The organism is Burkholderia sp. SIMBA_062 (assembly GCF_046534765.1).
Lineage (GTDB): Bacteria > Pseudomonadota > Gammaproteobacteria > Burkholderiales > Burkholderiaceae > Burkholderia > Burkholderia ambifaria.
In genome coordinates, this window is the sequence record NZ_JAWRYD010000003.1 from 166,178 (window position 1) to 188,189 (window position 22,012).

The 22,012-nt window shown below is 69.4% G+C and carries 22 protein-coding genes; 11 read left to right on the forward strand and 11 right to left on the reverse strand.

What is annotated here, in order from left to right; translation table 11 throughout:
- Positions 1-40: 40 nt before the first annotated feature.
- Positions 41-994 (forward strand): leucyl aminopeptidase, encoded by a 954-nt coding sequence (locus SB786_RS04095; protein ID WP_410726314.1) that lies wholly within the window; start codon positions 41-43, stop codon positions 992-994.
- Positions 995-1,002: 8 nt separating this feature from the next.
- Here SB786_RS04095 and SB786_RS04100 read toward each other — a convergent pair whose 3' ends face one another.
- Positions 1,003-1,512, reverse strand: a complete 510-nt coding sequence (locus SB786_RS04100; protein WP_410726315.1) for a GNAT family N-acetyltransferase — start codon at positions 1,510-1,512, stop codon at positions 1,003-1,005.
- A 699-nt stretch (positions 1,513-2,211) separates the two neighbouring features.
- Between SB786_RS04100 and SB786_RS04105 the strand changes: the two genes are divergently transcribed.
- Complete coding sequence (locus tag SB786_RS04105; protein ID WP_410726316.1) at positions 2,212-2,544, forward strand: type II toxin-antitoxin system RelE/ParE family toxin; 333 nt, start codon at positions 2,212-2,214, stop codon at positions 2,542-2,544.
- Positions 2,541-2,870, forward strand: coding sequence for an addiction module antidote protein (locus tag SB786_RS04110; protein ID WP_006752118.1), 330 nt, complete (start codon positions 2,541-2,543; stop codon positions 2,868-2,870). Before SB786_RS04105 ends, SB786_RS04110 begins: the two co-directional genes overlap by 4 nt.
- 15 nt (positions 2,871-2,885) lie before the next feature.
- On the opposite strand, the gene SB786_RS04115 is transcribed toward SB786_RS04110, so the two are convergent.
- Together SB786_RS04115 and SB786_RS04120 are read right to left on the reverse strand one after the other, a co-directional pair.
- Entirely contained in the window at positions 2,886-4,904 is a 2,019-nt protein-coding gene (locus SB786_RS04115; protein WP_410726317.1) for an LssY C-terminal domain-containing protein, read from the reverse strand.
- Between the two features lie 102 nt (positions 4,905-5,006).
- Entirely contained in the window at positions 5,007-5,459 is a 453-nt protein-coding gene (locus SB786_RS04120; RefSeq protein WP_410726318.1) for a hypothetical protein, read from the reverse strand.
- A 306-nt stretch (positions 5,460-5,765) separates the two neighbouring features.
- On the opposite strand from SB786_RS04120, the gene SB786_RS04125 reads away from it, so the two are divergent.
- Both SB786_RS04125 and SB786_RS04130 read left to right on the forward strand, forming a co-directional pair.
- Complete coding sequence (locus SB786_RS04125; protein WP_410726319.1) at positions 5,766-6,413, forward strand: response regulator; 648 nt, start codon at positions 5,766-5,768, stop codon at positions 6,411-6,413.
- Positions 6,410-8,203, forward strand: a complete 1,794-nt coding sequence (locus SB786_RS04130; RefSeq protein ID WP_410726320.1) for an MASE4 domain-containing protein — start codon at positions 6,410-6,412, stop codon at positions 8,201-8,203. Before SB786_RS04125 ends, SB786_RS04130 begins: the two co-directional genes overlap by 4 nt.
- A gap of 59 nt (positions 8,204-8,262) precedes the next feature.
- Here SB786_RS04130 and SB786_RS04135 read toward each other — a convergent pair whose 3' ends face one another.
- The 3 genes from SB786_RS04135 to SB786_RS04145 form a co-directional block, all read right to left on the reverse strand.
- The gene (locus SB786_RS04135) at positions 8,263-8,520 is read right to left on the reverse strand and encodes a YlcI/YnfO family protein (protein ID WP_410726321.1); all 258 of its coding nucleotides are present in this window, start codon (positions 8,518-8,520) and stop codon (positions 8,263-8,265) included.
- A gap of 55 nt (positions 8,521-8,575) precedes the next feature.
- On the reverse strand, positions 8,576-9,886 hold the full coding sequence (locus SB786_RS04140; RefSeq protein ID WP_410726322.1) for an MFS transporter: 1,311 nt from the start codon (positions 9,884-9,886) through the stop codon (positions 8,576-8,578).
- Between the two features lie 103 nt (positions 9,887-9,989).
- Complete coding sequence (locus SB786_RS04145) at positions 9,990-11,006, reverse strand: ABC transporter substrate-binding protein (protein WP_410726323.1); 1,017 nt, start codon at positions 11,004-11,006, stop codon at positions 9,990-9,992.
- 247 nt (positions 11,007-11,253) lie between these two features.
- Here SB786_RS04145 and SB786_RS04150 point away from each other — a divergent pair, with 247 nt between their 5' ends.
- Entirely contained in the window at positions 11,254-11,919 is a 666-nt protein-coding gene (locus SB786_RS04150) for a response regulator transcription factor (protein WP_006760270.1), read from the forward strand.
- The gene (locus SB786_RS04155) at positions 11,906-13,327 is read left to right on the forward strand and encodes a sensor histidine kinase (RefSeq protein WP_410726324.1); all 1,422 of its coding nucleotides are present in this window, start codon (positions 11,906-11,908) and stop codon (positions 13,325-13,327) included. The genes SB786_RS04150 and SB786_RS04155 overlap by 14 nt, the downstream gene beginning before the upstream one ends.
- Before the next feature lie 20 nt (positions 13,328-13,347).
- Here the strand turns inward: SB786_RS04155 and SB786_RS04160 are convergent, their stop codons facing one another.
- Genes SB786_RS04160 through SB786_RS04180 form a run of 5 tightly spaced genes read right to left on the reverse strand, consistent with a single transcriptional unit; the run spans position 13,348 to position 18,331 of the window.
- Positions 13,348-14,112 carry an ABC transporter ATP-binding protein gene (locus tag SB786_RS04160; RefSeq protein WP_410726325.1) on the reverse strand — a complete coding sequence of 255 codons (765 nt, stop codon included), beginning with the start codon at positions 14,110-14,112 and terminating at the stop codon, positions 13,348-13,350.
- Positions 14,109-14,966: an ABC transporter ATP-binding protein gene (locus tag SB786_RS04165; RefSeq protein WP_410726326.1), complete on the reverse strand. Its 858-nt coding sequence runs from the start codon at positions 14,964-14,966 to the stop codon at positions 14,109-14,111. Before SB786_RS04165 ends, SB786_RS04160 begins: the two co-directional genes overlap by 4 nt.
- Before the next feature lie 11 nt (positions 14,967-14,977).
- A complete protein-coding gene (locus SB786_RS04170) occupies positions 14,978-16,789 on the reverse strand; it encodes an ABC transporter permease (RefSeq protein WP_410726456.1) in 1,812 nt (603 codons plus the stop codon).
- 38 nt (positions 16,790-16,827) lie between these two features.
- Positions 16,828-18,021, reverse strand: a complete 1,194-nt coding sequence (locus SB786_RS04175) for an ABC transporter substrate-binding protein (RefSeq protein WP_410726327.1) — start codon at positions 18,019-18,021, stop codon at positions 16,828-16,830.
- Between the two features lie 13 nt (positions 18,022-18,034).
- A complete protein-coding gene (locus SB786_RS04180; RefSeq protein WP_410726328.1) occupies positions 18,035-18,331 on the reverse strand; it encodes a hypothetical protein in 297 nt (98 codons plus the stop codon).
- 44 nt (positions 18,332-18,375) lie between these two features.
- On the opposite strand from SB786_RS04180, the gene SB786_RS04185 reads away from it, so the two are divergent.
- From SB786_RS04185 to SB786_RS04200, 4 genes are read left to right on the forward strand one after another with little or no spacing between them, the layout of a single operon-like run.
- Entirely contained in the window at positions 18,376-19,389 is a 1,014-nt protein-coding gene (locus tag SB786_RS04185) for a LysR substrate-binding domain-containing protein (RefSeq protein WP_410726329.1), read from the forward strand.
- Positions 19,386-20,864, forward strand: a complete 1,479-nt coding sequence (locus SB786_RS04190) for an NAD(P)-binding domain-containing protein (protein WP_410726330.1) — start codon at positions 19,386-19,388, stop codon at positions 20,862-20,864. The genes SB786_RS04185 and SB786_RS04190 overlap by 4 nt, the downstream gene beginning before the upstream one ends.
- Positions 20,861-21,391, forward strand: coding sequence for a CMD domain-containing protein (locus SB786_RS04195; RefSeq protein ID WP_410726331.1), 531 nt, complete (start codon positions 20,861-20,863; stop codon positions 21,389-21,391). The genes SB786_RS04190 and SB786_RS04195 overlap by 4 nt, the downstream gene beginning before the upstream one ends.
- On the forward strand, positions 21,388-21,981 hold the full coding sequence (locus tag SB786_RS04200; RefSeq protein ID WP_410726332.1) for a peroxidase-related enzyme: 594 nt from the start codon (positions 21,388-21,390) through the stop codon (positions 21,979-21,981). The genes SB786_RS04195 and SB786_RS04200 overlap by 4 nt, the downstream gene beginning before the upstream one ends.
- The last annotated feature ends 31 nt before the right edge of the window (positions 21,982-22,012 follow it).

Here is a 22,012-nt window from a genome sequence, read left to right on the forward strand (position 1 = left end):
CGGAAGGGCTGCGGCCCTTCCGCCGCTTCCGGAGACACGCATGCTGAACCTGCATCGCGCGCTGGGTTTTCATCCGGCGCTGCGCGACAAACTCGCACGCGGCGAGACGGGACAACTGCTGGTCGGCTACGACACCCGCAACCGCGACACCGCATTGCGCGCGTTTTCCGCCCTGCCCGACTCGCTCGACGCGACCACCCTCTGCCTCGAAAGCACCCCGCCCGCGGAAATCACCGTCGCGCTCACGCACGCCGACCTGTTCGTGCTGCTGTACGACTCGTCGTGCCTGCCGACGCCGTCGCCGAGCGGGCCGCCGTTCCTGGCCGCGATCCGCCCCGCGATCGTCGAGCACTGGAGCAAGTCGGTGCTGTTCAAGGATTACGGCCCGCATCTCGACGAGGCGTTCGCCGAATCGCTCGACGACATCGCCGCGCGCAACGGCCGGCTGATCGACGCGGCCGCGCGCGCGTCGCAGATCCGCTTCATCGACGAAGCCGGCAACACGCTGACCGGCTCGCTCGCGCCGGACCAGAAATGGACGAGCGTGGACGGGATGGGCAATCTCGACGTCGTGCCCGGCGAAATCGCGACGCACGTCACCGACCTGCACGGCTCGATCGTGTTCAGCGGCACGTTTCTCGGCACCGTGCCGTTCGCGATCAAATACCGGGTGGCGGAGCGGCTCGCGACGCTTCATGTCGAAGACAGCCTGATCGTCGATTTCGACAGCGACGACGCGGGCTTCCGGCGCGACTTCGCGTCGTATCTCGACCGGCACGACAATCACCGGCGCATCGAGGAATTCGGCATCGGCACGAACCTGGGCATCCGCGGGCTGTACGGCCGCAACGCCGGGTTCGAGGAACGCCATCCGGGCCTGCATCTCGGCCTCGGCGGCGGCGCGAACGGCAGCCATCACCTCGACCTGATCTTCGCGCGCGGCACGCTCGCGTTCGACGGCCGGATCGTGTTCGACGGCGCGTTCGCCGTCTGAGCGTGGAATCAGGCTTCGGCGGCCGCCGGGTTGCCGAGCCACTTGAACATCACGAGGTAATCGACGAAGCCGAGCCGCGCATGACGATACGCGCGCGGCAAGCGGCCGACGATCTCGAAGCCGAGCTTCTGCCACAACGCGACCGCCACTTCGTTCGTCGCGACCACCGAGTTGAACTGCATCGCGAGGAAACCGCGTTCGCGGGCCACCTGCTGCGAATGCTCGCACATCAGGCGCGCGACGCCCTTGCCGCGCGCCGCCTCGGCGACCATATAGCCGCAGTTGCACACGTGATTGCCGGGGCCGGCCGCGTTCGCCTTCAGGTAGTACGAGCCGAGCAGCACGCCGTCCTCCTCGGCGACCCACGTGCACAGCGGCGCCGCGAGCCACAGCGCGCGGGCGGCTGCGCGGGTCGGCGCCGGATCGAATGCGTAGGTCTCCTGCGCGGCGACGATCGCGTGGTAGGTGGGCCAGAAGCGGGGGAAGTCGTCTTCGGTCATCGGGCGAAGCGTGATCATGCGGTCCTCTCGCGAAGGGGTTGATTCATGCCGCGTTGGCATAGGTTTCATCTGCAGGCGTGCTATGTGCGCTCGGCGCGCGGCGCGTTGCGGACGCTGGCGGGGTTTGCCGCGCAGCGGCTGACGGCGACAGCGTAGTGATGCCGGCGATGCCGGCGATCGAGGCAGCGGAGCGCGGCTTCGGCGCAATGCCGCGCCGCGCATCGTCCGATGCAACGGAACGCGAACGACATCAAGCACGCCGACATGATCGTGACGATGAGGGACAAGCACAAGGAGAAGGTGCTCGCGCTCAGGTCGCGCTCCATCCGTCGGCCGTCGGCCAAGTGTTCACGCTCGCCGGATACGCGACCGGCGAGCACAAGGACGTGCCCGACGCGTGGAGCAACCCGATCGACTTCGACGAATCAATGACCGCGCAGCTCGGCGAGTAGTCCCTCCTCCGCACGGCGCGTGTCCTCGCGCGCCGATCAGATCGGCCGTTCGGCCGAATCGTCATCGCATGCTCCGAATGAAAGAATGATCGTCGTTCGGGAAGCCCGCCTCATCGCCCGAAACCCCAAGTCGCGAAGGCTCCGCGGGCATTCCTGCGGAGCGCCTTGCGTCGTGCTTCGTCTCGATTCGGCAGTCGTCCCGCTTACGCGTCACTTCACGCCATCCCGGCGATACCTCTATCCTTCGTGTAGCTTATAAGTTACAATGCTCTCCAAGTTCGAACTGCTTCGCTATCAGCGCGACGACGGTCGCGAGCCTTTCACGGAATGGCTGAACACCGTACGCGACAAGGTCATCCAGGCACGGATTCGCGAACGCCTGCGTCGCGTACAGACCGGCAATTTCGGCGATTGCGAGCCTGTCGGCGAAGGCGTGATCGAACTGCGCATCCACGTCGGTGCCGGCTATCGTGTGTACTTCGGCCGGTACGGCAGTGCGCTGATCCTGCCGTTGTCCGGCGGCGACAAGCGCGGCCAATCCGACGACATCAGGCGTGCGCACGAACACTGGTTGAACTGGAAACGGAGGCAAATGTGAACAAGCTCAAAGGCGCGGTATCGCACCACGACGCGGAAGTCGCCGAACTCGGTGCCGACCGCGAGCTCGCGGTGGCCTATCTGCGTGTCGCGATGGAATCGCTCGACGATCCCGACAACCGCGCGGCCGCGCTGCTCGCGCTGCGCACGGTCGCGGAAGCGTACGGCGGGCTCGGCGCGGTCGCAGCCGAAGCCGGGATCAGCCGCGAATCGCTGTATCGCACGCTGTCGCCCAACGGCAACCCGACGCTGAAAACCCTGCTCGCGGTGCTCAAGACGGTCGGCCTGCGCCTGTCCGTCGTCCCCGCGCAACCGGCGCACGCCTGACGCGCTGCACGCGCTTCAAGGCTGCACCATCCACACGAGCGTCATCGCGGCCGGCGCCGCGCTCGTCCCCGCCGGCGGCCGCTCGATCGTCGGCTGGACCTTCAGCGCCTGCGCGATCGTCGCCGCATCGTCGAGCGGCGTCGTGCGCACGACCGTCATCACCCGCGCGGGCCGACGCAGCGTCTCGCGATACAGCGCGCCGTACCACAGCGGCCGCATGCCGAGCGCATCCTGCAGCACGTACGGATAACGCCATAGCCGCAGCACGAGGCGGCTGTCCGGATGGGCCGCGTCGACGCGCACGAACACGCGGCGCGTGCTCTCGCCGTGCGTGTAGCGCGGCAGCACGGGCAGCGTATCGGCCGGCGCCTGCGGCGACAGCCAGCGCAGCGCGGTGGCGGGCGACCACGGCGTCGCGCGCTGCCAGCCGGCCAGCGAAAGATGGCGGTCGAGCGTGTCCGACGTCGCGCACCATTGCAGTGGCAGATATTCCTCGCGATCGCCGCCGATCTCGGTGCGCCGCGTCGGCACGCGCTGCCACCCGCCGCGCATCCACTGGTCGACGGTCATCGCGACGACGTCGCCGACATGCGGACGCGCCGCGCGATCGAGCTGCCACTGAGCGGGCACGATCCATACGCCGGCGGTGGCGAGCACGACGAGCACCGCGACGAGCGCGCCGCGCGGCTGCACGTGTTCGCGCACCCGCCAGTACGCATGGGCGCCCGCCAGCACCGCGAACCACGCGAGCCCGAGGCTCCAGCCGCCGAGCAGGCCCGACAGCCACGTATCGCCGACGTAGAGCCGCGCGAAGCCGCCGAGCACGATCCACAGCACGACCGCCGTCACGACCGGGATTCGCCACGACGCGGGCCGCTCGCGCGTCAGCACCCAGCCGATGCCGCTGCTCGCGAGTATCGCGAATGCCGCGTCGGCGTCGGGGAGCGCCACGTGCAGCGCGCCGGGCGGCAGGCTCGCGGGCGACGTGCCGGGCAGGCCGGCGCCGAACGCCGGCACGAGCACGACCGCGATGCCGACCGTCGCGAGCCACCAGGCGGACGTCACCCAGCAGCGATGGATCATCAGCCAGACGAGAAACGCGGCCGCGACGATCAGCCCCGTATCGTGGCCGTGCAGCACCGCGAGCGCGCGCATCGTGGCATCGACGGGCGGCGTGCGCAGGTTCTGCAGGAACGCATACAGCGCGATGTCCGCGTGCGTCAGCGGATCGTTCGCGACGACGTCCTGCACGATGCCGGCGAACAGCCACACGCAGCCGACGAACAGCAGCGCGAACACGGGCACCGCGCCCGGCAGGCGGCGCACCTTGCCGATCGCGTCGTGCAGCCACGCGCCGAAGCGCGGCCAGCGGCGCGCGGATACATGCACGGCCCCGCTGGTCGCCCGGCACAGCAACGGCCAGCCGCGCCGCAGCGCGAGCCGCACGCCGAACCACACGAGCGCGACCAGCGCGGCGACCACCAGCAGGATCGCGGCGACCCGCACGCTGATCGCCGCGGCCAGCGCCGCCGACGCGCCGAACACGATGCCCGGCGCGACGTGCACGGGTGCCCAGATCAGCGCCGACACGACGTTGACCGGATAGAACGACCGGCGCGGCAGCGTCGCGCAGCCGACCACGACCGGCACGACCGCGCGCAGCGGTGCCAGGAAGCGCGCGAGCACGATGCTCTTCATCCCGTGGCGCAGCACGAACTGCTCGCCGCGCCCATACGCGTCCGCGTAGCCCAGCCGCACCCAGCCATTGCGAATCGCGCCGCGGTAGCGGCGTCCGATCTCGTAGCTGACGCCGTCGCCGACGACCGCGCCGGCGGCCGCGACGCCGATCGTCGTCAAACCGTCGAGCGCGCCCGCGCCGATCAGCGTGCCGGCCGCGAACATCACGGCGCCGGCCGGCACGACCGTGCCGATCAGCGCGATCGCCTCGGCGCAGGCGGTGGCGAACACGATCGCCAGCACGAGTAGCGGATGCGCGCCGATCGCGCCCAGCCATGCGTGGATCGTGTCGCTCATCGCGGGTCGCGCGGCGCGGCGGCGCGGCGTGTCCGCACCGGGCCGTCCATGGCGTGGGGAAGGTTCATCGGAGGGTGTGTGTGTTCGTGCGGGCCGGTGGCATCAGTCGAACTCGTGCCGCCGTGCATCGGCCTCGAGCGGCGCATCGTGGTAGCCGACGGTTGCGATCTCGTGCAGGTAGCGCGCGAGAAACGCGCCGATCGACCCGGCTTCCTCGTATTGATGCACATGGCGGAACTCATGCGTGAGCAGGCGCCGCGTGTCGTGGCCGCGCAGCACGAACACCGCGTGGCCGAGCGTGAGGCCGATCGTCCCCGGCCGCAGCAGCCCGGTGTCGCGCGCGATCGCGGCCAGCGCCGGCGTGTCGGGAAACGGCAGACGGTCGCCGACCACGACGCGGATCCGCTCCGGTTGCGCGACGCCCACGGTGCGCGCGTCGTCGGCCTGCGCGGGCGTGAGCGGCACGCCCTGCGCGAGCCCGTGCGCCGCCTGCGCGTCGGCCCACGCGACGGCGTCGGGCAGCGCGGACGGCAGGATGTCGGCGAGATCGATCATCGGGGAGGCTCCTCGGGTCGCGACAGTGCAATCAGGCACCAGTTTATCTCTGAATCATGGCCGGCCGCGACACACACGGCCCGGCGGACGGCAACGACGCCTCGGGAATACCCGCCCCATCTGGCCCTTTCGCCTTTACCATCTCACGCCGATTATTTCGTTTCGAGACTCATTGCACACGTTGATGTCTCAAAAATTTCGCGCCGGTGCACCTTTTCCGGCTTCGGCGGAATATATTGATCAGAAGAACGGCCGCGGCGGCACCCGGCGGAACAGCCCGCGGCGGCATCCCGAAGAGGAACGCTAGTGATCAGGATCATTCTGGCTGACGATCACGCAGTCATGCGGGACGGACTGCGTCACATCCTGGAAACGGCCGGCGGTTTCGAAATCGTCGGCGAGGCAAGCGACGGCACGGCCGCGCTCGCGCTGGCCGAGCACGGCGCCGCCGACGTGCTGCTGCTCGACCTGTCGATGCCCGGGCCGACCGGTATCGAGTTGATCCGGCTCGTCAAGACACGCGCGCCGTCGCTGCGCATGCTGGTGCTGACGATGCATGCGGAGGCGCAATACGCCGCGCGCGCGTTCAAGGCCGGCGCGACCGGCTACCTGACGAAGGACAGCGCGACCGCCGAGCTCGTGCAGGCCGTCACGAAGGTCGCGGGGGGCGGCGTCTACGTGAGCCCGCAGGCGGCCGAAAGCCTCGCGCGCACGCTGCGCGCGCCGGTCGAAATGCTGCCGCACGAACGGTTGTCCGCGCGCGAGCTCGACGTGATGCGCCGCATCGTCGCGGGCCAGACGGTCACGCGAATCGCGTCGGAACTCACGCTGAGCGCGAAGACGGTCAGCACTTACAAGACGCGCATCCTCGAGAAGATGGAGCTGCCGCACGAAGCCGCGCTGGTGCGCTACGCGGTGCGCCACGATCTCGACCTCGGCGTCGACGACGCATGATGCGCGCATTCCGCTTGCGCGCCGCGACCGCCGCCGCCACCTACGACGACGCGCCGGATCCGTCGCACCTGTTCATGTCGTCGCTGCCGCCCCGCCGGCAGGAGCGACGGCTCGCGATCGCGATGGTGATCGTGTCGGCCGTGATCTTCGTCGCTCTTGCGCCGTTCGCGGGCATGCCGCTTGCTCGTGTGTCGGGCTTCATTCCCGTGTACCAGTCGGCGATCGTCGTCAACGACATGGTGACGGCCGGCCTGCTGCTCGGCCAGTACGCGATCCTGCGCGAGAAATCGCTGCTCGCGCTCGCGGCCGGCTACCTGTTCACGAGCTTCATGGCCGGCACGCACATGCTGACCTTTCCGGGGCTGTTCGCGCCGACGGGCCTGCTCGGCGCGGGCGAACAGACCACCGCGTGGCTCTATCTGTTCTGGCACGGCGGCTTTCCGCTGGCGGTCGCCGCGTACGTGCTGCTGCGCGCGACGCCGCGCGCCCGCCCGCCGTCGCTCGAGCGGCGCCGAGCGACGCTTGCGCTGCTGCTCTGCATCGTCCTGACGGCCGGCGCGACCGGCGCGCTCGCGCTGCTCGCGACCGCCGGCCATGACCTGCTGCCGCGCATCATGCAAGGCAACCGGATGGCCGCGACGATGACGACCGCGATCGCAATCGTCTGGGCGCTGAACCTGGCCGCGCTCGTGCTGACGTGGCGGCAGCGGCGGCGCCACTCCGTGCTCGACCTGTGGGTGATGATCGTGCTCGTCGCGTGGCTGTTCGACATCGCGTTGTCGTCGATGCTGAACCACGGGCGCTTCGACCTGAGCTTCTACGCGGGACGGGCCTACGGCCTCGTCGCGTCGGGCGTCGTGCTGTTCGCGCTGCTGTTCGAGAACGGCCGGCTGCATGCACAGACGGTGCGTGCACTCGCCGGCGCGCGCTATCAGCACCTGCTGGTCGTGCAGAAGAGCGCGCAGCTCAATGACGCGAATGAACGGCTCGAGCAGCGGGTTGCGGCCCGCACCGCGCAGTTGAGCGCGTCGAACCGCGACTTGCGGCGCGAAGTCGAGGAGCGTGTGCGCGCGGAGCGGGCGCTGCAGGCGTCACGCGAGGAGCTGCGCGTGATCGCGGCGATCAGCGCGAGCGCTCGCGAGGCCGAGCAGCGCCGCATCGCGCGCGAACTGCACGACGAGCTCGCGCAGACGCTCGCGACGCTGAAGAACGATCTCGAATGGCTGCTCGATCATGTGCCGCAGGACGACGCGCCGCTGGCGCGCAAGATCGCGGCGATGCATGCGCTCGCGCGCGGCGCGGTGACGGCCACGCGGCGCATTGCATCCGACCTGCGTCCGCTGATGCTCGACGACCTCGGGTTCGCGGCCGCGATGCAATGGCTCGTGGAGGATTTCCGGCACCGTCACGGCATGGCGTGCGCACTGCACGTCGAGCCGAGCGAGCTGCAGCTCGACGAACCGTATGCGACGGCCGTGTTCCGCATCGCGCAGGAAGCGCTCGCGAACGTCGCGCGGCATGCGGCCGCGTCGAGCGCGACCGTGGAACTCGTGTACCGGGACGAGACTATCGCGTTGACGATTCGCGACGACGGTGCGGGCTTCGATCCCGGTGCGCCGCGCAAATCGGGTTCGTTCGGGCTGGTCGGCCTGCGCGAGCGCGCGTATCTCGTCGGCGGCACGCTGCGGATCGACACGACGCTGGGCGTTGGGACGACGGTGGAGGTGGATATTCCGGTGGCGGCCGCGCATGTGGCGATCGCGCATGACGGACGGGGGACGGCGCGCTGACGCCGGCCGGCAACGATCGTGACGGGTTTCGACCGTGCGCGTCGATCGACGCCGCCCGTCTAGCCCGTTATCTTCGCTGCACGTGCGGCTTTCAGCATCGTCCCAAGTTCGATCCGGACTTCCGCGGCGTCGACGTATTCACCGGTGCGCCGCGCCTCCTCAGCCGACAACACGCCGCGCGCGACACACTCGCGCTGCGAGCGCCGACGTGCAATCGCAGCGCGCAGCGTCGATTCGACGAACGCAGACAGCGTCTCGTTTTCCGCCAATACGGTCTGCGCTTCCTCGAGTAATGTCTGATCGACTCGAAGCGACATCGCTGCCGTGTTCTTTGCCCTCTCCATGCATTCCAACCGCATGCACGGTAGCACGTCACGCCCGCGCCGCCACCATCCCCCGCTCCGAGCGCGTCCACGCGACCAGCGCGCCGATCCCGAGCAGCGCGAGACACACGATCGGCACGATCATCGGCCCGAACGCGGTGCCCGTCACCTTGCCCGCGAACGGCATCAGGTTCTGGCTGAAGAAGCCGCCGAGGTTGCCGATCGAGTTGATCGCCGCGACGCTCGCGGCCGCCCGCGCGCCGGTGAAGTAGCGCGGCGGCATCGACCAGAAGCACGGATACAGCAGCGGGATGCACGCGCCGCCGAGCACGAGCGCGACGAAGCGCAGCGGCGTCGACGGCAGCACGAGGCTCAGCAGAAAGCCGAGCGCGCCGAGCGCCGCGACGATCGCGATCGTGCGCAGGATGCTGTTCGCGCGGCGCAGCTTCGACGGCAGCCACACCAGCAGCAGCACCGCGAGCGCCCACGGCAGCATGCTCAGGAACCCGTTCATGCTGCTCGACACGCCGAACGATTTCACGAGCGTCGGCAGCCAGTACGTGACGCCGTACAGCGACGTCGACATCAGCATGTAGGTCGCCGCGAACAGCATCACGCGCGGATCGAGCAGCGCCTTCCACGGCTGGCCGTGCTCGGCCTGCGCCGGCTTCTCGCGCTCCAGCGCGGCCGCGACGATCTGCTTCTCGTCCTCGTCGAGAAACGCCGCGTCGCGGAACGAGGCCGGCAACACGCGGAACACGACGATCGCGACGATCACGGCCGGAATGCCCGTCGCCACGAACACCCACTGCCAGCCCGCGAGCCCCCACACGCCGTTCAGGCTCAGCAGCACGCCGCCGACGAGCGAGCCGAGCATGTTCGCGAGCGCACTGCCGAGCGTGAAGATGCCGAGCACCTTCGCGCGGTAGCTCTGCGGAAACCACAGCGTCAGGTAATAGATCACGCCGGGATAGAAGCCGGCCTCGGCGATGCCGAGCAGGAAGCGCAGCGAGCAGAACGCCGGCATCGACGTCGTGAAGCCCATCAGCACGGTGATGAGGCCCCACGTCAGCATGATCCGCGCGAGCCACACGCGGGCGCCGTAGCGATGCAGCGCGAGCGTGCTCGGCACCTCGAACAGCAGGTAGCCGATGAAGAACAGCGACGACGCGAGCCCGAACGCGGCCTCCGTCATCCCGAGGCTGTGCACCATCTGCAGCTTCGCGAAGCCGACGTTCTGCCGGTCGATGAACGCAATCAGGAACATCACGACGAGGATGGGCAGCAGGCGCCGCGCGATCTTCGACATGACGCGCTGCTCGTCGGCGGACGCGGGGTCCAGGGTTTCGGTGGCATTCATTAAGGGCTCCTCCATGAATCGGTTGCTTGTCGGTTGAATCGGCGCCGCGCGCGACGAACGCGCGGGCGCGGTGCAGGTCGATGAAATCGTGGATCGGCGGCGCTCAGCGTGCCCGGTAGTCGTCGAGCATCGGCGCGAACATCTCGTGCCACGCGCGCGGCTTGGCCTTGATCGTGCCGGCGAGGTACAGGAACTCGACGTAGTCCATCAGCTGGTTCGGCCACACCGAGAATCGCGTGTCCGGCGCGGCGAGCATCCGTATCACGTCGTCGTGCGACACGCCGACACCCGACGACGCCGCATACAGCGCGGCCGCCGCGCGCGGATCCTGCACGATCAGGCGGTTCGCTTCGTCGAGCGCGCCGAGAAACGCCGCGGCCAGCGCCGGCTCCGCATCGACGAGCCGCTTCGGCGCGAACACGACGTCAAGCGTCATCGGGCCGAGCACGTCGACCGAATTCACCACGCGATGAATGCCCGGCTGCCGCAATTCGAGCGTCGAGAACGGCGGTGACGTGAAGTGCGCCGTCACGCCGTTCTCGCGGCGGATCAGCGCCTGCATCGCCTGCGGATGCGGCAGGTTCACGGTGATCGAATCGAGTTGCGCGAAATGCTTCGCACCGAGCTGCCGGCTCGCGACCATCTGCAGCACGACCGCCGACAGCGACGTGCGGATGCCCGGCACCGCGATCCGGTCGGACGGCGTGAAGTCGCGCAGCGACGCGAGGCCCGGACGGTTCGCATTGAGCGACAGCGATGTCGTCGACAAGCCGCTGATGCCGATCACCTCGACGTTCGGAATCCCGCGCGCCCGCGCCCACAGCTCGATGAAGCCCGGCGCGCCGGCCCCCGCGAAGTCGAGCGTGCCGGCCATCATCGCGTCGTTGACGGAATTGCCGCCGTCGAGCAGCACCCAGTCGAGCGCGAGGTCGCGCAGGCCGCGCCGTGCCGCGTGCCGCTCGAACAGGCGCTGCTTCTCCATCACGAGCAGCGGCAGGTACAGCACGCCATAGCCTTTCGAGATTCGCACCGTGCGCGGCTTCGAGCGCACCAGCGAGGGCGCGGCGAACGCGCCGAGGCCGGCGGCGAGCAATGCGCGGCGGCGCGGCGACGTCGTCATGCGCACGCCTGCGTGCGGCGCACGGCATGCGGCCACGCGGCGGTCGGCGTCACGCCGTGCCTTGCATTGCGCCGTGCGTTCGGCCGCGCCTTCGTCGTGCCCGTGACATGCTGCATGTTGCCGTCTCCTCTGGTATTAATGCCGTCATCGCTTGTTCCGGCTGAACACAGGTTATCGAGCGAGTCTGAGAAAATGCTGACATCCCGGCCCCGGGAAAACCCCTAACCCTCTACCTGCAAACGGCACCATGCGCATTCTCGTCGTGGAGGACGATGCCGAAATCGGCGCGGCGATCCGCAGCCGCCTCGCGCGGCTCGGCCATGCCGTCGATCTCGAAACCGACGGCTCGACCGCGAACAGCCTGCTGCGCGTCGAGCGCTTCGACCTCGTCGTGCTCGATGCGAACCTGCCCGGTCTCGACGGCTTCGCGGTGCTGCGCAACCTGCGCGCGTCGGGCAGCACGACGCCGGTGCTGCTCGTCACCGCGCGCTCGGCGATCGACGACCGCGTGAGCGGCCTCGGCTTCGGCGCCGACGACTATCTCGTGAAGCCGTTCGACTACCGCGAGCTCGAAGCGCGCGTGCAGGCGCTGCTGCGCCGCAACAGCGGCCATGCGAACGACGTGCTGACGCTCGGCGGCCTCGTGATCGACCGCAGCAGCCGCCTCGCGGAACTCGACGGCCAGCCGCTGTCGCTGTCGCGTCAGGAGTTCGCGCTGCTCGAGATCCTCGCGAGCCGCCCGCAGCGGATCTTCTCGAAGGACGAGCTGCTGAACCAGCTGTTCAGCTTCGGCAACGAGCCGAGCGCGAATGCGGTCGAGCAATACGTGACGCGCGTGCGCAGGAAGCTGCAGGGCAGCTCGGTCGAAATCCGCACCGCGCGCGGGATGGGGTATCAGATTGCCGCGCATTGACTGGTTCCCGAGGACGCTGTTCGGGCGCACGCTGCTGTTCATCGCGCTCGTCGTCGCGACCGGCGCGCTCGCCCTCGCGGTGATCGCGCGCTACTACGCGGGCGTCGCGGCCGAGCGCGCATACGACCAGTTGCTTGCGGGCGCATCGATCCAGGTCGCGGAGAACCTGTACGTGCAGGGCGGCGTGCTCGCGCTGAATCCGCCGGTCGCCGCGCTGTCGACGCTGTCGCGCTACGACCTCGTCTACTACAAGGTCGTCGATTCGCGTGGCGTCGTCGTGGCCGGCTACAACGATCTCGCGAGCCCCGCGACGCTCGCCGCCGCGAAGCAGGGCCCCGCGTTCGCGAACGCCGTCTACCAGGGACACCGGATCCGCACCGCGACGATCGCGCGCTACATGCCCGAGGAAAGCACGCCGGGCTGGGCGCTCGTGACGGTTGCGCAAACCACCAACGCGCGACAGCAGTTGGCGAACGACATGAGCATCAAGGTGTGGACGCTGATCCTGCTGATGAGCGTACTCGCGATCGGCGCGAGCGGCCTCGCGATCCGGCGCGGGCTGCGCCCGCTCGCGCAGATCGGCACCATCATCGCCGCGCGCGACCCGGCCGATTTGCGGCCGGTGGCCGTCGATACGCCGAGCGAGATCGACGCGATCATCGGGTCGATCAACGGGCTGATGCACCGCCTGGCCGAGCGGATCAACGCGATGCAGCGCTTCATCGCCGACGCTGCGCACCAGATGCGCACGCCGCTCGCGCGGCTCGACGCGCAGATCGAACTGCTCGACGGCGAGGCCGATCCCGCGCGTCATGCGGCGCGGCTCGATGCGTTGCGTGCGACCAGCGCGGATGTCGGGCGGCTCACCGGGCAGTTGCTCAATCATGCGATGGTGATCCATCGTACCGAGGCCGTGCCGCTGCAACCGGTCGAACTCGTCGCGCTCGCGAAGGACGTGCTCGGCCGCACGATTCCGCTCGCGGACGCGCGCGACGTGGCCGTCGCATTCGCGAGCGATTCACCGCATGCGTGGATCGACGGCGACGCAATCAGCCTGCAGGAGGCATTGTCGAACGTGCTGCACAATGCGCTGCTGCACGGGCATGCGGACGATATCGTCGTGTCGGTCGCCACTGCGGGCAACAGCGACGATGCCGTGACGCTGACCGTCACCGACAACGGACGCGGGATTCCGCGCGAGCATTGGGACGCGGCGTTGCAGCCGTTCGTGCGGATCGCGCCGGACGGCACCGAACGCCGAACCGGGTCGGGGCTCGGGCTCGCGATCGTGCAGGAAGTGATGAAGGCGCACGGCGGGCGCGTCGGATTCGCGTTTCCCGACGCGGGCGGGTTTGCGGTGGTGCTGACGTTTCCGCGGCCGGCGACGAAGCACGCACGCGAAGCGTGAATCGGTGCGCATGGCGACACCTACACCGCCACCGCCTCCCCGCCGAGATACGCATCGCGCACCCGATCGTCGTCGAGCAGCGTTTTGGCTGGCCCTTCCAGCACGCCGCGCCCGCTCTGCAGCACGTATCCGTAATGCGCGATCTCCAGTGCGAGGCTCGCGTTCTGCTCGACCATGAACACCGTCACGCCCTGCTTGTTGATCGCATCGATGAGTTCGAGCACCTTGTCGACGTAAAGCGGCGACAGCCCCATCGTCGGTTCGTCCATGCAGATCAGCTTCGGCCGCGCCATCAGCGCGCGCGCCATCGCGAGCATCTGCTGTTCGCCGCCCGACAGCGTGCCCGCGCGCTGCGTGAGCCGCTCCCTCACGCGCGGAAACAGGTCGAGCACGCGTTCGTAATCGTCCGCCACTCCCGAGCGGTCGCCGCGCGTATACGCGCCCATCAACAGGTTCTCGCGCACGCTCATGTCGCCGAACAGCCGCCGCGCCTCGGGCACGGCCGCGATCCCGCGCCGCACGCGCTGCGGCGTCGCGAGCGCCGTCACGTCGTCGCCGTCGAAACGCACGATGCCGCGACGCGGCCGCATCAACCCGAGGATCAGCTTCATCGTCGTCGACTTGCCGCTCGCATTGCCGCCGAGCAGGCTGACGATCTGCCCGCGGCCCACTTCGAAGTTCACGTCGAAATGCACCTGCACCGGCCCGTAGAACGTATCGAGGTGTTCGAGTTTCAGCAGCGCGTCGGTCATCGTCGCATCGGATTCGGAAGAGACCAGGTTCATGCGGCCGCCTGCGTGGTGCGCTCCGCGGCGGCACCGCCCGCATGACGCCGGCCGAGGTACGCGTCGATCACGCGCGGATCGTGCCGTACGGCGCGCGGCGCGCCTTCGGCGATCTTCACGCCGTTGTCGAGCACCATCACGCGGTCGGACACGCGCATCACGAGTTCGAGCTTGTGCTCGATCAGCAGGATCGTCAGGCCGCGCGCCTTCAGCGACTGGATCAGCTGCAGCATCTCGGCCGTCTCCGTCTCGTTCATCCCGGCCGTCGGTTCGTCGAGCAGCAGCAGGCGCGGATGCAGCGCGAGCGCGCGGCCGATCTCCACGCGTCGCCGGTTCGCATACGACAGGCTGTGCGCCGGATGATCGATGCGCGGCGTGAGCCGTTCGCCGAACCCGGCGACGATCGTGCGCACTTCCTCGCGCAGCGCCGCTTCCTCGCGCCGCACCGACGCGGGCCGCACGAGCGCGCGCAGCACCTCGGCCGCCGCACCGAGCACGGGCCAGCCGGGCCGGGCCGCGCGCAGCCGCGCATGCGCGCCGATCAACACGTTGTCGAACACGCTCAGGTTGCCGAACACGCGGCCATGCTGGAACGTGCGCGCGATGCCGAGCGCCGCGAGCCGTTCTGGCGCCGCGCCCGTGATGTCGCGGCCGTCGAACCTCACGCGGCCGGCATCGGGCCGGTCGGCCCCCGCGATCAGGTTGAACAGCGTCGACTTGCCGGCGCCGTTCGGCCCGATCACGCTCAGCAGTTCGCCGTCGGCAAGCGTCAGGCTCGCGCCGTCGAGCGCGGTCACGCCGTCGAAGCGGCGCGTCAAACCCTGCACGTCGAGCAAGGGTCGGGGGGTCGTCATCGCACTCCTCCTCACACCGTGCCGAGCAGGCCCTGCGGCCGGAACCGGACGAGCAGCAGCAGCACGACGCCGTAGATCAGCATCCGGTAGTCGGCCGCCCAGCGGAACAGCTCGGGCAGCCCGATCAGCGCGACCGCGCCGGCGATGCCGCCGAGCACGTTGCCGAGCCCGCCGAGGATCACCATGGTCAGCGCGAGGATCGACACCTGCGAATCGAACGTCTGGTGATTGATGTAGCTGTACAGGTGCGCGGCGATGCCGCCGCTCACGCCGGCCGCGACGCCGCCGACCGCGAACGCGATCGCCTTGTAGCGGCTCGGCGCGATGCCGTGCGCGCGTGCGGCAACGTCGTCCTCGCGCACCGCGCGCAGCGTGCGGCCGAGATGCGAGCGCAGCAGCCGCACTTGCACGAGCGCGAACGCGACGAGCACCGCGAACGTGAACCAGTACGCGGCGCGCGCGGTCGTCGCCCAAGGCAGCGGCGCGATGCCGGCGATGCCGAGCGGGCCGCGCGTGAGGCCATCCCAGTTCAGGATCACGAGGCTCACCACTTCGCCGATGCCGAGCGTCGCGATCGACACGTAGTGCCCGCGCAGCCGGAACGCCGGGTAGACGAGCAGCACGCCGAGCACGGCCGTGATCGCGCCCGCGCACGGGATCGTCACGGCCGGCGACCAGCCGAGATCCGACGACAGCAGCGCCGACGCATACGCGCCGATCACGAGCAGCGCGGCGTGACCAAGTGAGATCTGCCCGACCGTGCCCGCGACGAGCGTGAGGCTCAGCGCGAGCAGCCCGTACAGCCACGCATTGGTCAGCGTCTGCAGCACGTACGGCGATGCCCCGAGCCACGGCAGCACGGCCGCGGCCGCGATCATCGCGACGAGCACCGGGCGCGGGACGCGCACGGCTTTTGCGGCCGCGAGGAAGGTGCCCGTCATCGGCTCGGGCGGCAGCGCGCGGTTCTTGCTGAACAAGCCGTTCGGGCGCCAGACGAGGAACACGATCAGCAGCCCGAACGCGAACAGGTCGCGATAGCTCGTGCCGAACAGTGCGACGCCGTAGCTTTCGACGAGACCGAGCAGCAGGCTGCCCGCGATCGCGCCCGGCACATTGCCGAGCCCGCCGATCAAGAGCGCGACCACGCCCTTCAGCGTCGCCTGGAAGCCCATCGCCGGATCGATGCTGTTGTAGTACATGCCGACCAGCAGCCCGCTCACGCCGCCGAGCGCACACGCGATCGCGAACACGGTCTGGTTCACGCGGTCGACGTCGACGCCCATCTGCAGCGCCGCATCGCGATCCTGTGCGGTCGCGCGCACGGCCCAGCCGAGCCGCGTGAAGCGCAGGAAGCCGTACAGCAGCGCGGCCGCCGCGATGCCGATGCCCGCGATCAGCAGGTCGAGCGAGCCGAGCGTCGCGCCGGCGATCCGCAGGTGCCAGTCGGGCAGCGGCGTCGGCACCGCGTGCGGGTCCGCGCCGAATGCGAGCTGCGCGAGCTGGTCGAGGATGAAGCTGATGCCGATCGTCGCGAGCAGCGGCGCGATGCGTGCCGCGTGCCGCAGCGGCCGCAGCCCGATCCGCTCGATCGCGATGCCGAGCGCGCCGCAGCCGACGACGACCGCCGCGAGCGCGACCGGCAGCGGCAGCCCGACGCGCGTCAGGCACAGCCAGCCGATGAACGCGCCGACCATGTAGACCGAGCCATGCGCGAAGTTGATCAGATGCGACACGCCGAAGATCAGCGCGAGCCCGACCGCGAGCAGCGCGTAGATGTTGCCGACGATGAGGCCGTTGAGCGTGTAGTCGAGCCAGGATGCCATCACGATGCGTCCGTCACTTGCATGCGGTTGATTCGGAATCAGCGCGCGGCGAGCTGCGGCTTCGCGCCATCCCACAACGCCCACTGCCCCTGCTTCACGACCAGATACACGGTGCGCGCGCCCGCGACGCGGCGCGTCTGCGGATCGAAGCGCACCTTGCCGAAGATCACGCTCGGCACGTCGCTCACCTTCGCGAAGCCATCGTGCGCGGCCTGGCGCGTCGTGCCGTAGCGGCGCAGCACCTCGGCCGACAGGATCAGCGCGTCGTATGCGCGCGCAACGAACGAATCGGGATCGGCGTGGAATTTCGCGCGATAGCGCTGCACGAACGCCTGCACCTCGGGGCGCGGCTCGGCCGGGAAGAAGTTCGATTCCGTATAGACGCCGTCGACGGCCGCGCCGCCGAGTTCGAGGAACTTCGGCGAATACACGGAACCGACCGCCGCGATCGGCAGCGCGACGCCCGACGTGCGCGCCTGGCGCACGATCTGCGCGCCGTCCGCGTAGTACGAGATCAGCACGATCGAATCGGGCTTCGACGCGCCGATCCGCACGAGCGTCGAGCGGAAATCCTTCTCCGTCGGCTGGTAGCCCTCGGCCGCGACGACCTGCGCGCCGAGCCCGGCCACCGCCTTCGCGAAGATGTCCTTGCTGGTGCGGCCCCAGTCGGTGTTCAGGTACAGCACCGCGATCCGCTTGAAGCCGAGTTCCTTCACCGCGTAGCGCGCGAGCAGCGGCTGCTCCTCGGCCTGGCTCAGCGCGGTGCTCCACAGGTAATCGCCGCCCTTCGTGAAATCCGGATGCGAGTTCGTGAAGCCGAACTGGATCAGTTGCCCGCGCTGGTAGACCGGCGACGCGGCCATCGACGTCGCGCTAGAGAAATCGCCGAGCTCGATCGCGATGCGCGGATCGGCGACGAACTTCTGCGCGATCGCCACGGCCTGACGCGGGTCGCTGCGGCTGTCCTGGAAGTCGATCGCGAGCGGCCGGCCGTGAATGCCGCCGCTGCCGTTGATCTCGTCGAGCGCGAGATCGAAGCCGCGCTTCCATTGCTCGCCGTATTGCGCGTCCTGGCCCGTGAGCGGCCCGCTCACGCCGACCACCACCGGCTCGCCCGATACGCCCGCCGCAAACGCGCCGCCCGTCGACAAGCCCCATGCGGCAGCGAGCGCCGCCACCGTGCCCAGCACGCGCCGCCATGCGCCGCGCGCGTCGTTCCTCGAAACGTTCATGCCGTCCCTACCTTCAGTCAGTCGAAAAGAGTGAGGGCATGTAACCATCCGCTTCGGAGCGTTCCAACGAAGTTTTGCGCATATCGATATCGCGCACGGCGCGAAGCGGTCGACACGCGCGAAGGGTCATCCGCTCGTCCTGCATCGCGCAACGCATCGGCATCCATCGCATCGCCTTGATTCGATTGGCGTTTGCCGCGCGGCGCCGCTCGCGACCATGCGCATGCACGCCCGGCCGGCCGCTGCATCGATCGAGTGCTTCGCAGCTTTCGCGCTGTCGATAGCAAAAATCATTATATGAATCGTGCATGCTCGCACTCCTACAATGCGCAAATCGCATCATCGGAACGCGTCATGGAGCTGCATCAACTCGAAGCCTTTTCCGCGGTCATGTCGGCCGGCAGCGTGACCGGCGCGGGCGAACTGCTCGGCCGCTCGCAGCCGGCCGTCACGCGGCAGATCCAGGAGCTCGAAGCCGATCTCGGCTACGCGCTGTTCGATCGGCACGGCCCGCGCGTCACGCCGACGCGCCGCGCGTTCCTGCTGTACGAGGAAGTCGAGCGCTCGCTGGTCGGCCTGCGCGCGATCGAGGCGCGGGCGCGCGCGCTCGGCGACGAAACGGCCGAGCCCGTGCGCATCGCGGCGACGCCGTCGCTCGCGGCGACGCTCGTGCCGGCCGCGCTCGCCGCGCTGCCCGACGGCGCGCACGCGCCGCACTACCAGTTGCGCAGCGAATCGGCCGAGCATGTCGTGCACGAGGTGCTGGCCGGCACGGCCGATGTCGGCGTCGTCACGCTGCCGATGGCGCACGCGGGGCTCGACGTGCACTGGATCGCGCAGACACCCTGCGTCGCCGTGCTGCCGGCCGACGATCCGCTTGCGGCGAAACCGCGTATCGCACTGCGCGACCTCGCGCGGCGCCGCATCGTGACGGTCGCGAACCGGCACCGGCTGCGCCAGCGGATCGACGCGGCGTTCGCGGCCGCGCGTGTCGATGCACGCGTGTTCATCGAAACCAATGCGTCGCTGAATGCGGTGATGGCCGCGCGCGCGGGCATCGGGATCGGCATCGTCGATCCGGCCACGGGCGTCGCATTACCGGTGGACGGCGTTGTCGCACGCCCGCTCGATGTCGACATCCCGTTCGCGTTCGGCGTCGCGACGCCGGCCGGCAAGCCGCGCACGGCGGCCGTCGATGCGCTGCTCGACGCGCTGCACCGCACGACGCGCGCGCTGCTCGACGACGTGATCTTTCACGACGCCGCCGCGCACGACGCGCTGCTGCGCGGCGACCGGCTGCGCAACGAGCGCGCACCGCGCCCGCCCCACACGACCCGTACACGCCGCACCCGCCCGGAGACCGCATGACGATGCCGCCCGACGCGTTCGAAGCACTTGAAGCACTGGAAGCGCGGCTCGCGCAGGAGCTGCGCTGGCTCGACCTGCCCGCACCGTCGTGGGTGCCTGCGCGCGAAGCCGATGGCGCGCGCGTGCTCGACGTCGCGATCGTCGGCGGCGGCATGGCCGGGCTCGCGGCTTCCGCCGAACTGCGCCTGCTCGGCATCGACAACCAGTGCGTGATCGACCGCATGCCGGCCGGCTACGAAGGGCCGTGGGTCACGTTCGCTCGGATGGACACGCTGCGCTCGCCGAAGCAGCTCGTGGGCCCCGCGCTCGGCCTGCCCGCGCTGACGTTCCGCGCATGGTTTGAAGCGCAATACGGCCGCGACGCGTGGGACGCGCTCTACAAGATTCCGCGCACGCAGTGGATGGACTACCTGCGCTGGTATCGGCGCGTGCTCGACCTGCAGGTGCGCAACGATACGACGCTCGTCGCGCTGCGCCCGCGCGACGACGGGCTGCTCGCGCTCGACGTGCAAGGCAACGGCGAAGCACAGACGCTGCTCGCGCGGCACGTCGTGCTTGCGACCGGCCGCGACGGCCTCGGCGGCCCGTACGTGCCGCCCGTCGCGCAACGCGCACCGCGCACGCGCTGGGCCCACTCGTCCGAGCCGATCGATTTCGCGGCGCTCGCGGGCAAGCGTATCGGCGTGGTCGGCGCGGGCGCCTCCGCGTTCGACAACGCGGGCACCGCGCTCGAAGCCGGCGCCGCGCGCGTCGACCTGTTCTTCCGCCGCGCGGACATTCCGCGCATCAACAAGCTGACCGGCATCGGCAGCCCGGGCCTCGTGCACGGCTACGCCGATCTCGACGATGCGACGAAGTGGCGCTTCATGCACTACGCGTTGACGTCGCAGACGCCACCGCCGCGCGACAGCGTGCTGCGCGTGTCGCGCCACGAGCATGCGCATTTTCATGCGGGCAGCCCGATCGAGACGCTCGCCGAACGTGCGGATGGCCTCGTCGTGACGACGCCGCGCGGGCGCTACACCGTCGACTTCCTGATCTTCGCGACGGGTTTTCATTCGGACTGGACGACGCGCGCGGAATTCGCGTCGTTCGGGCAGCACGTGCGGCGCTGGAAGGATCGCTATCGACCGGAACCGGGCACGTGGCTCGACGAGCTCGCCGAATCGCCCGATCTCGGCCCCGCGTTCGCGTTCCAGGAACGCGAACGCGGCGCGTGCCCGGCCGTCACGCGGATCCATTGCTTCAACCATGCGGCGAGCCTGAGCCACGGCAAGCTGTCCGGCGATATCCCGGCCATCAGCGCGGGCGCCGAACGGCTCGCGCGCGGCATTGCGAGCCGGCTGTTCGATGCCGATCGCGACCGGCATTTCGACGCGCTGCTCGCGTACGCGAATGCGGAGCTGCAAGGCGACGAATGGCGCGATGCCGACGCCATCGGTCACTTTGACGATGAAGGAAACCCGAAACGATGACTGACTCCATCACGCCGGCCGCCGTGCCGGACACGATCGACACCTCGGCCGGCCTGCGGGAAGGTGGCGCCGTCGCCGCGCTGCGCCGCGCACGCGGCAAGGTGTTGTTGCATACGCAACTGAGTGAAGTCGCGCTGTTCGATCCCGCGCTACCCGATCTTTCGCTGATCGAGCGGCTGCATGCGGCACGGTATGTCGCGCGGCAGTCGAATGCGCACGCGCTGGCCGACATCTATCGCACGCGATTGCTCGACGCAGGCGGCACGCCCGACGACATCGAGCATGCAGATGCCGACGCGTTCGACGCGCTGCCTCGCCGCCTCGGCGCGATCCTGCTGCACGCGAAGCGCCTGACGCACGCGCCGGTCGACGCGCGCGCATCCGATCTCGATCCGCTGAAATCGGCCGGACTCACGACGCCCGCGATCGTCGCGCTGTCGCAGCTCGTTGCGTTCGTCGCGTATCAGTTGCGCGTCGCCGCGGCCGCGCGGGCACTTCAGGCACGCGCCGCAAAGGAGGCCGCATGACGACTGCCACCCACGGCTTCACCTCCGACACGCTCGGCTGGCGCGCGTGGCTCGACACGGTCTCGCTCGATGCGGCGACGCCCGATCAGCTTGCGGTGCTCGAGGCGAGCCACCCGCAAGCGAAAACGTCCGACTATTACCTGCTGCTCGTCCATCTGCCCGAGATCCTGCTGCAGCGCTCGGGCGTGTTCAACGCGATCATGTACGGCCCCGGCGGGCTGTCGCGTGCGGAGCGCGAACTCGCGAGCACGGCCGTGTCGCGCGTGAATGGCTGCGTGTATTGCGCATCGGTGCATGCGCAGCGCTTCGCACAGCTCACGAAACGCACCGATGCGATCGAGCAGGTGTTCGACGATCCGGCGACAGCCGGCACGACGGCACGCGAACGCGCGATCGTCCGCTATGCGATCGCGTTGACCGAACGGCCCGACGCGATCGACGAAAGCGAGATCGCCGCGCTCGAAGCCGAAGGGCTCACGCATGAGGAAATTCTCGACCTGTCGCACGCGATCGCGATCTTCGCGTGGGCGAACCGGCTGATGCTGACGCTCGGCGAGCCGGTGTTTCCGGAGCCGGCGACCGGCGCCTGACCGCACGGGAGAACGTGGCGCGGAACCGGCC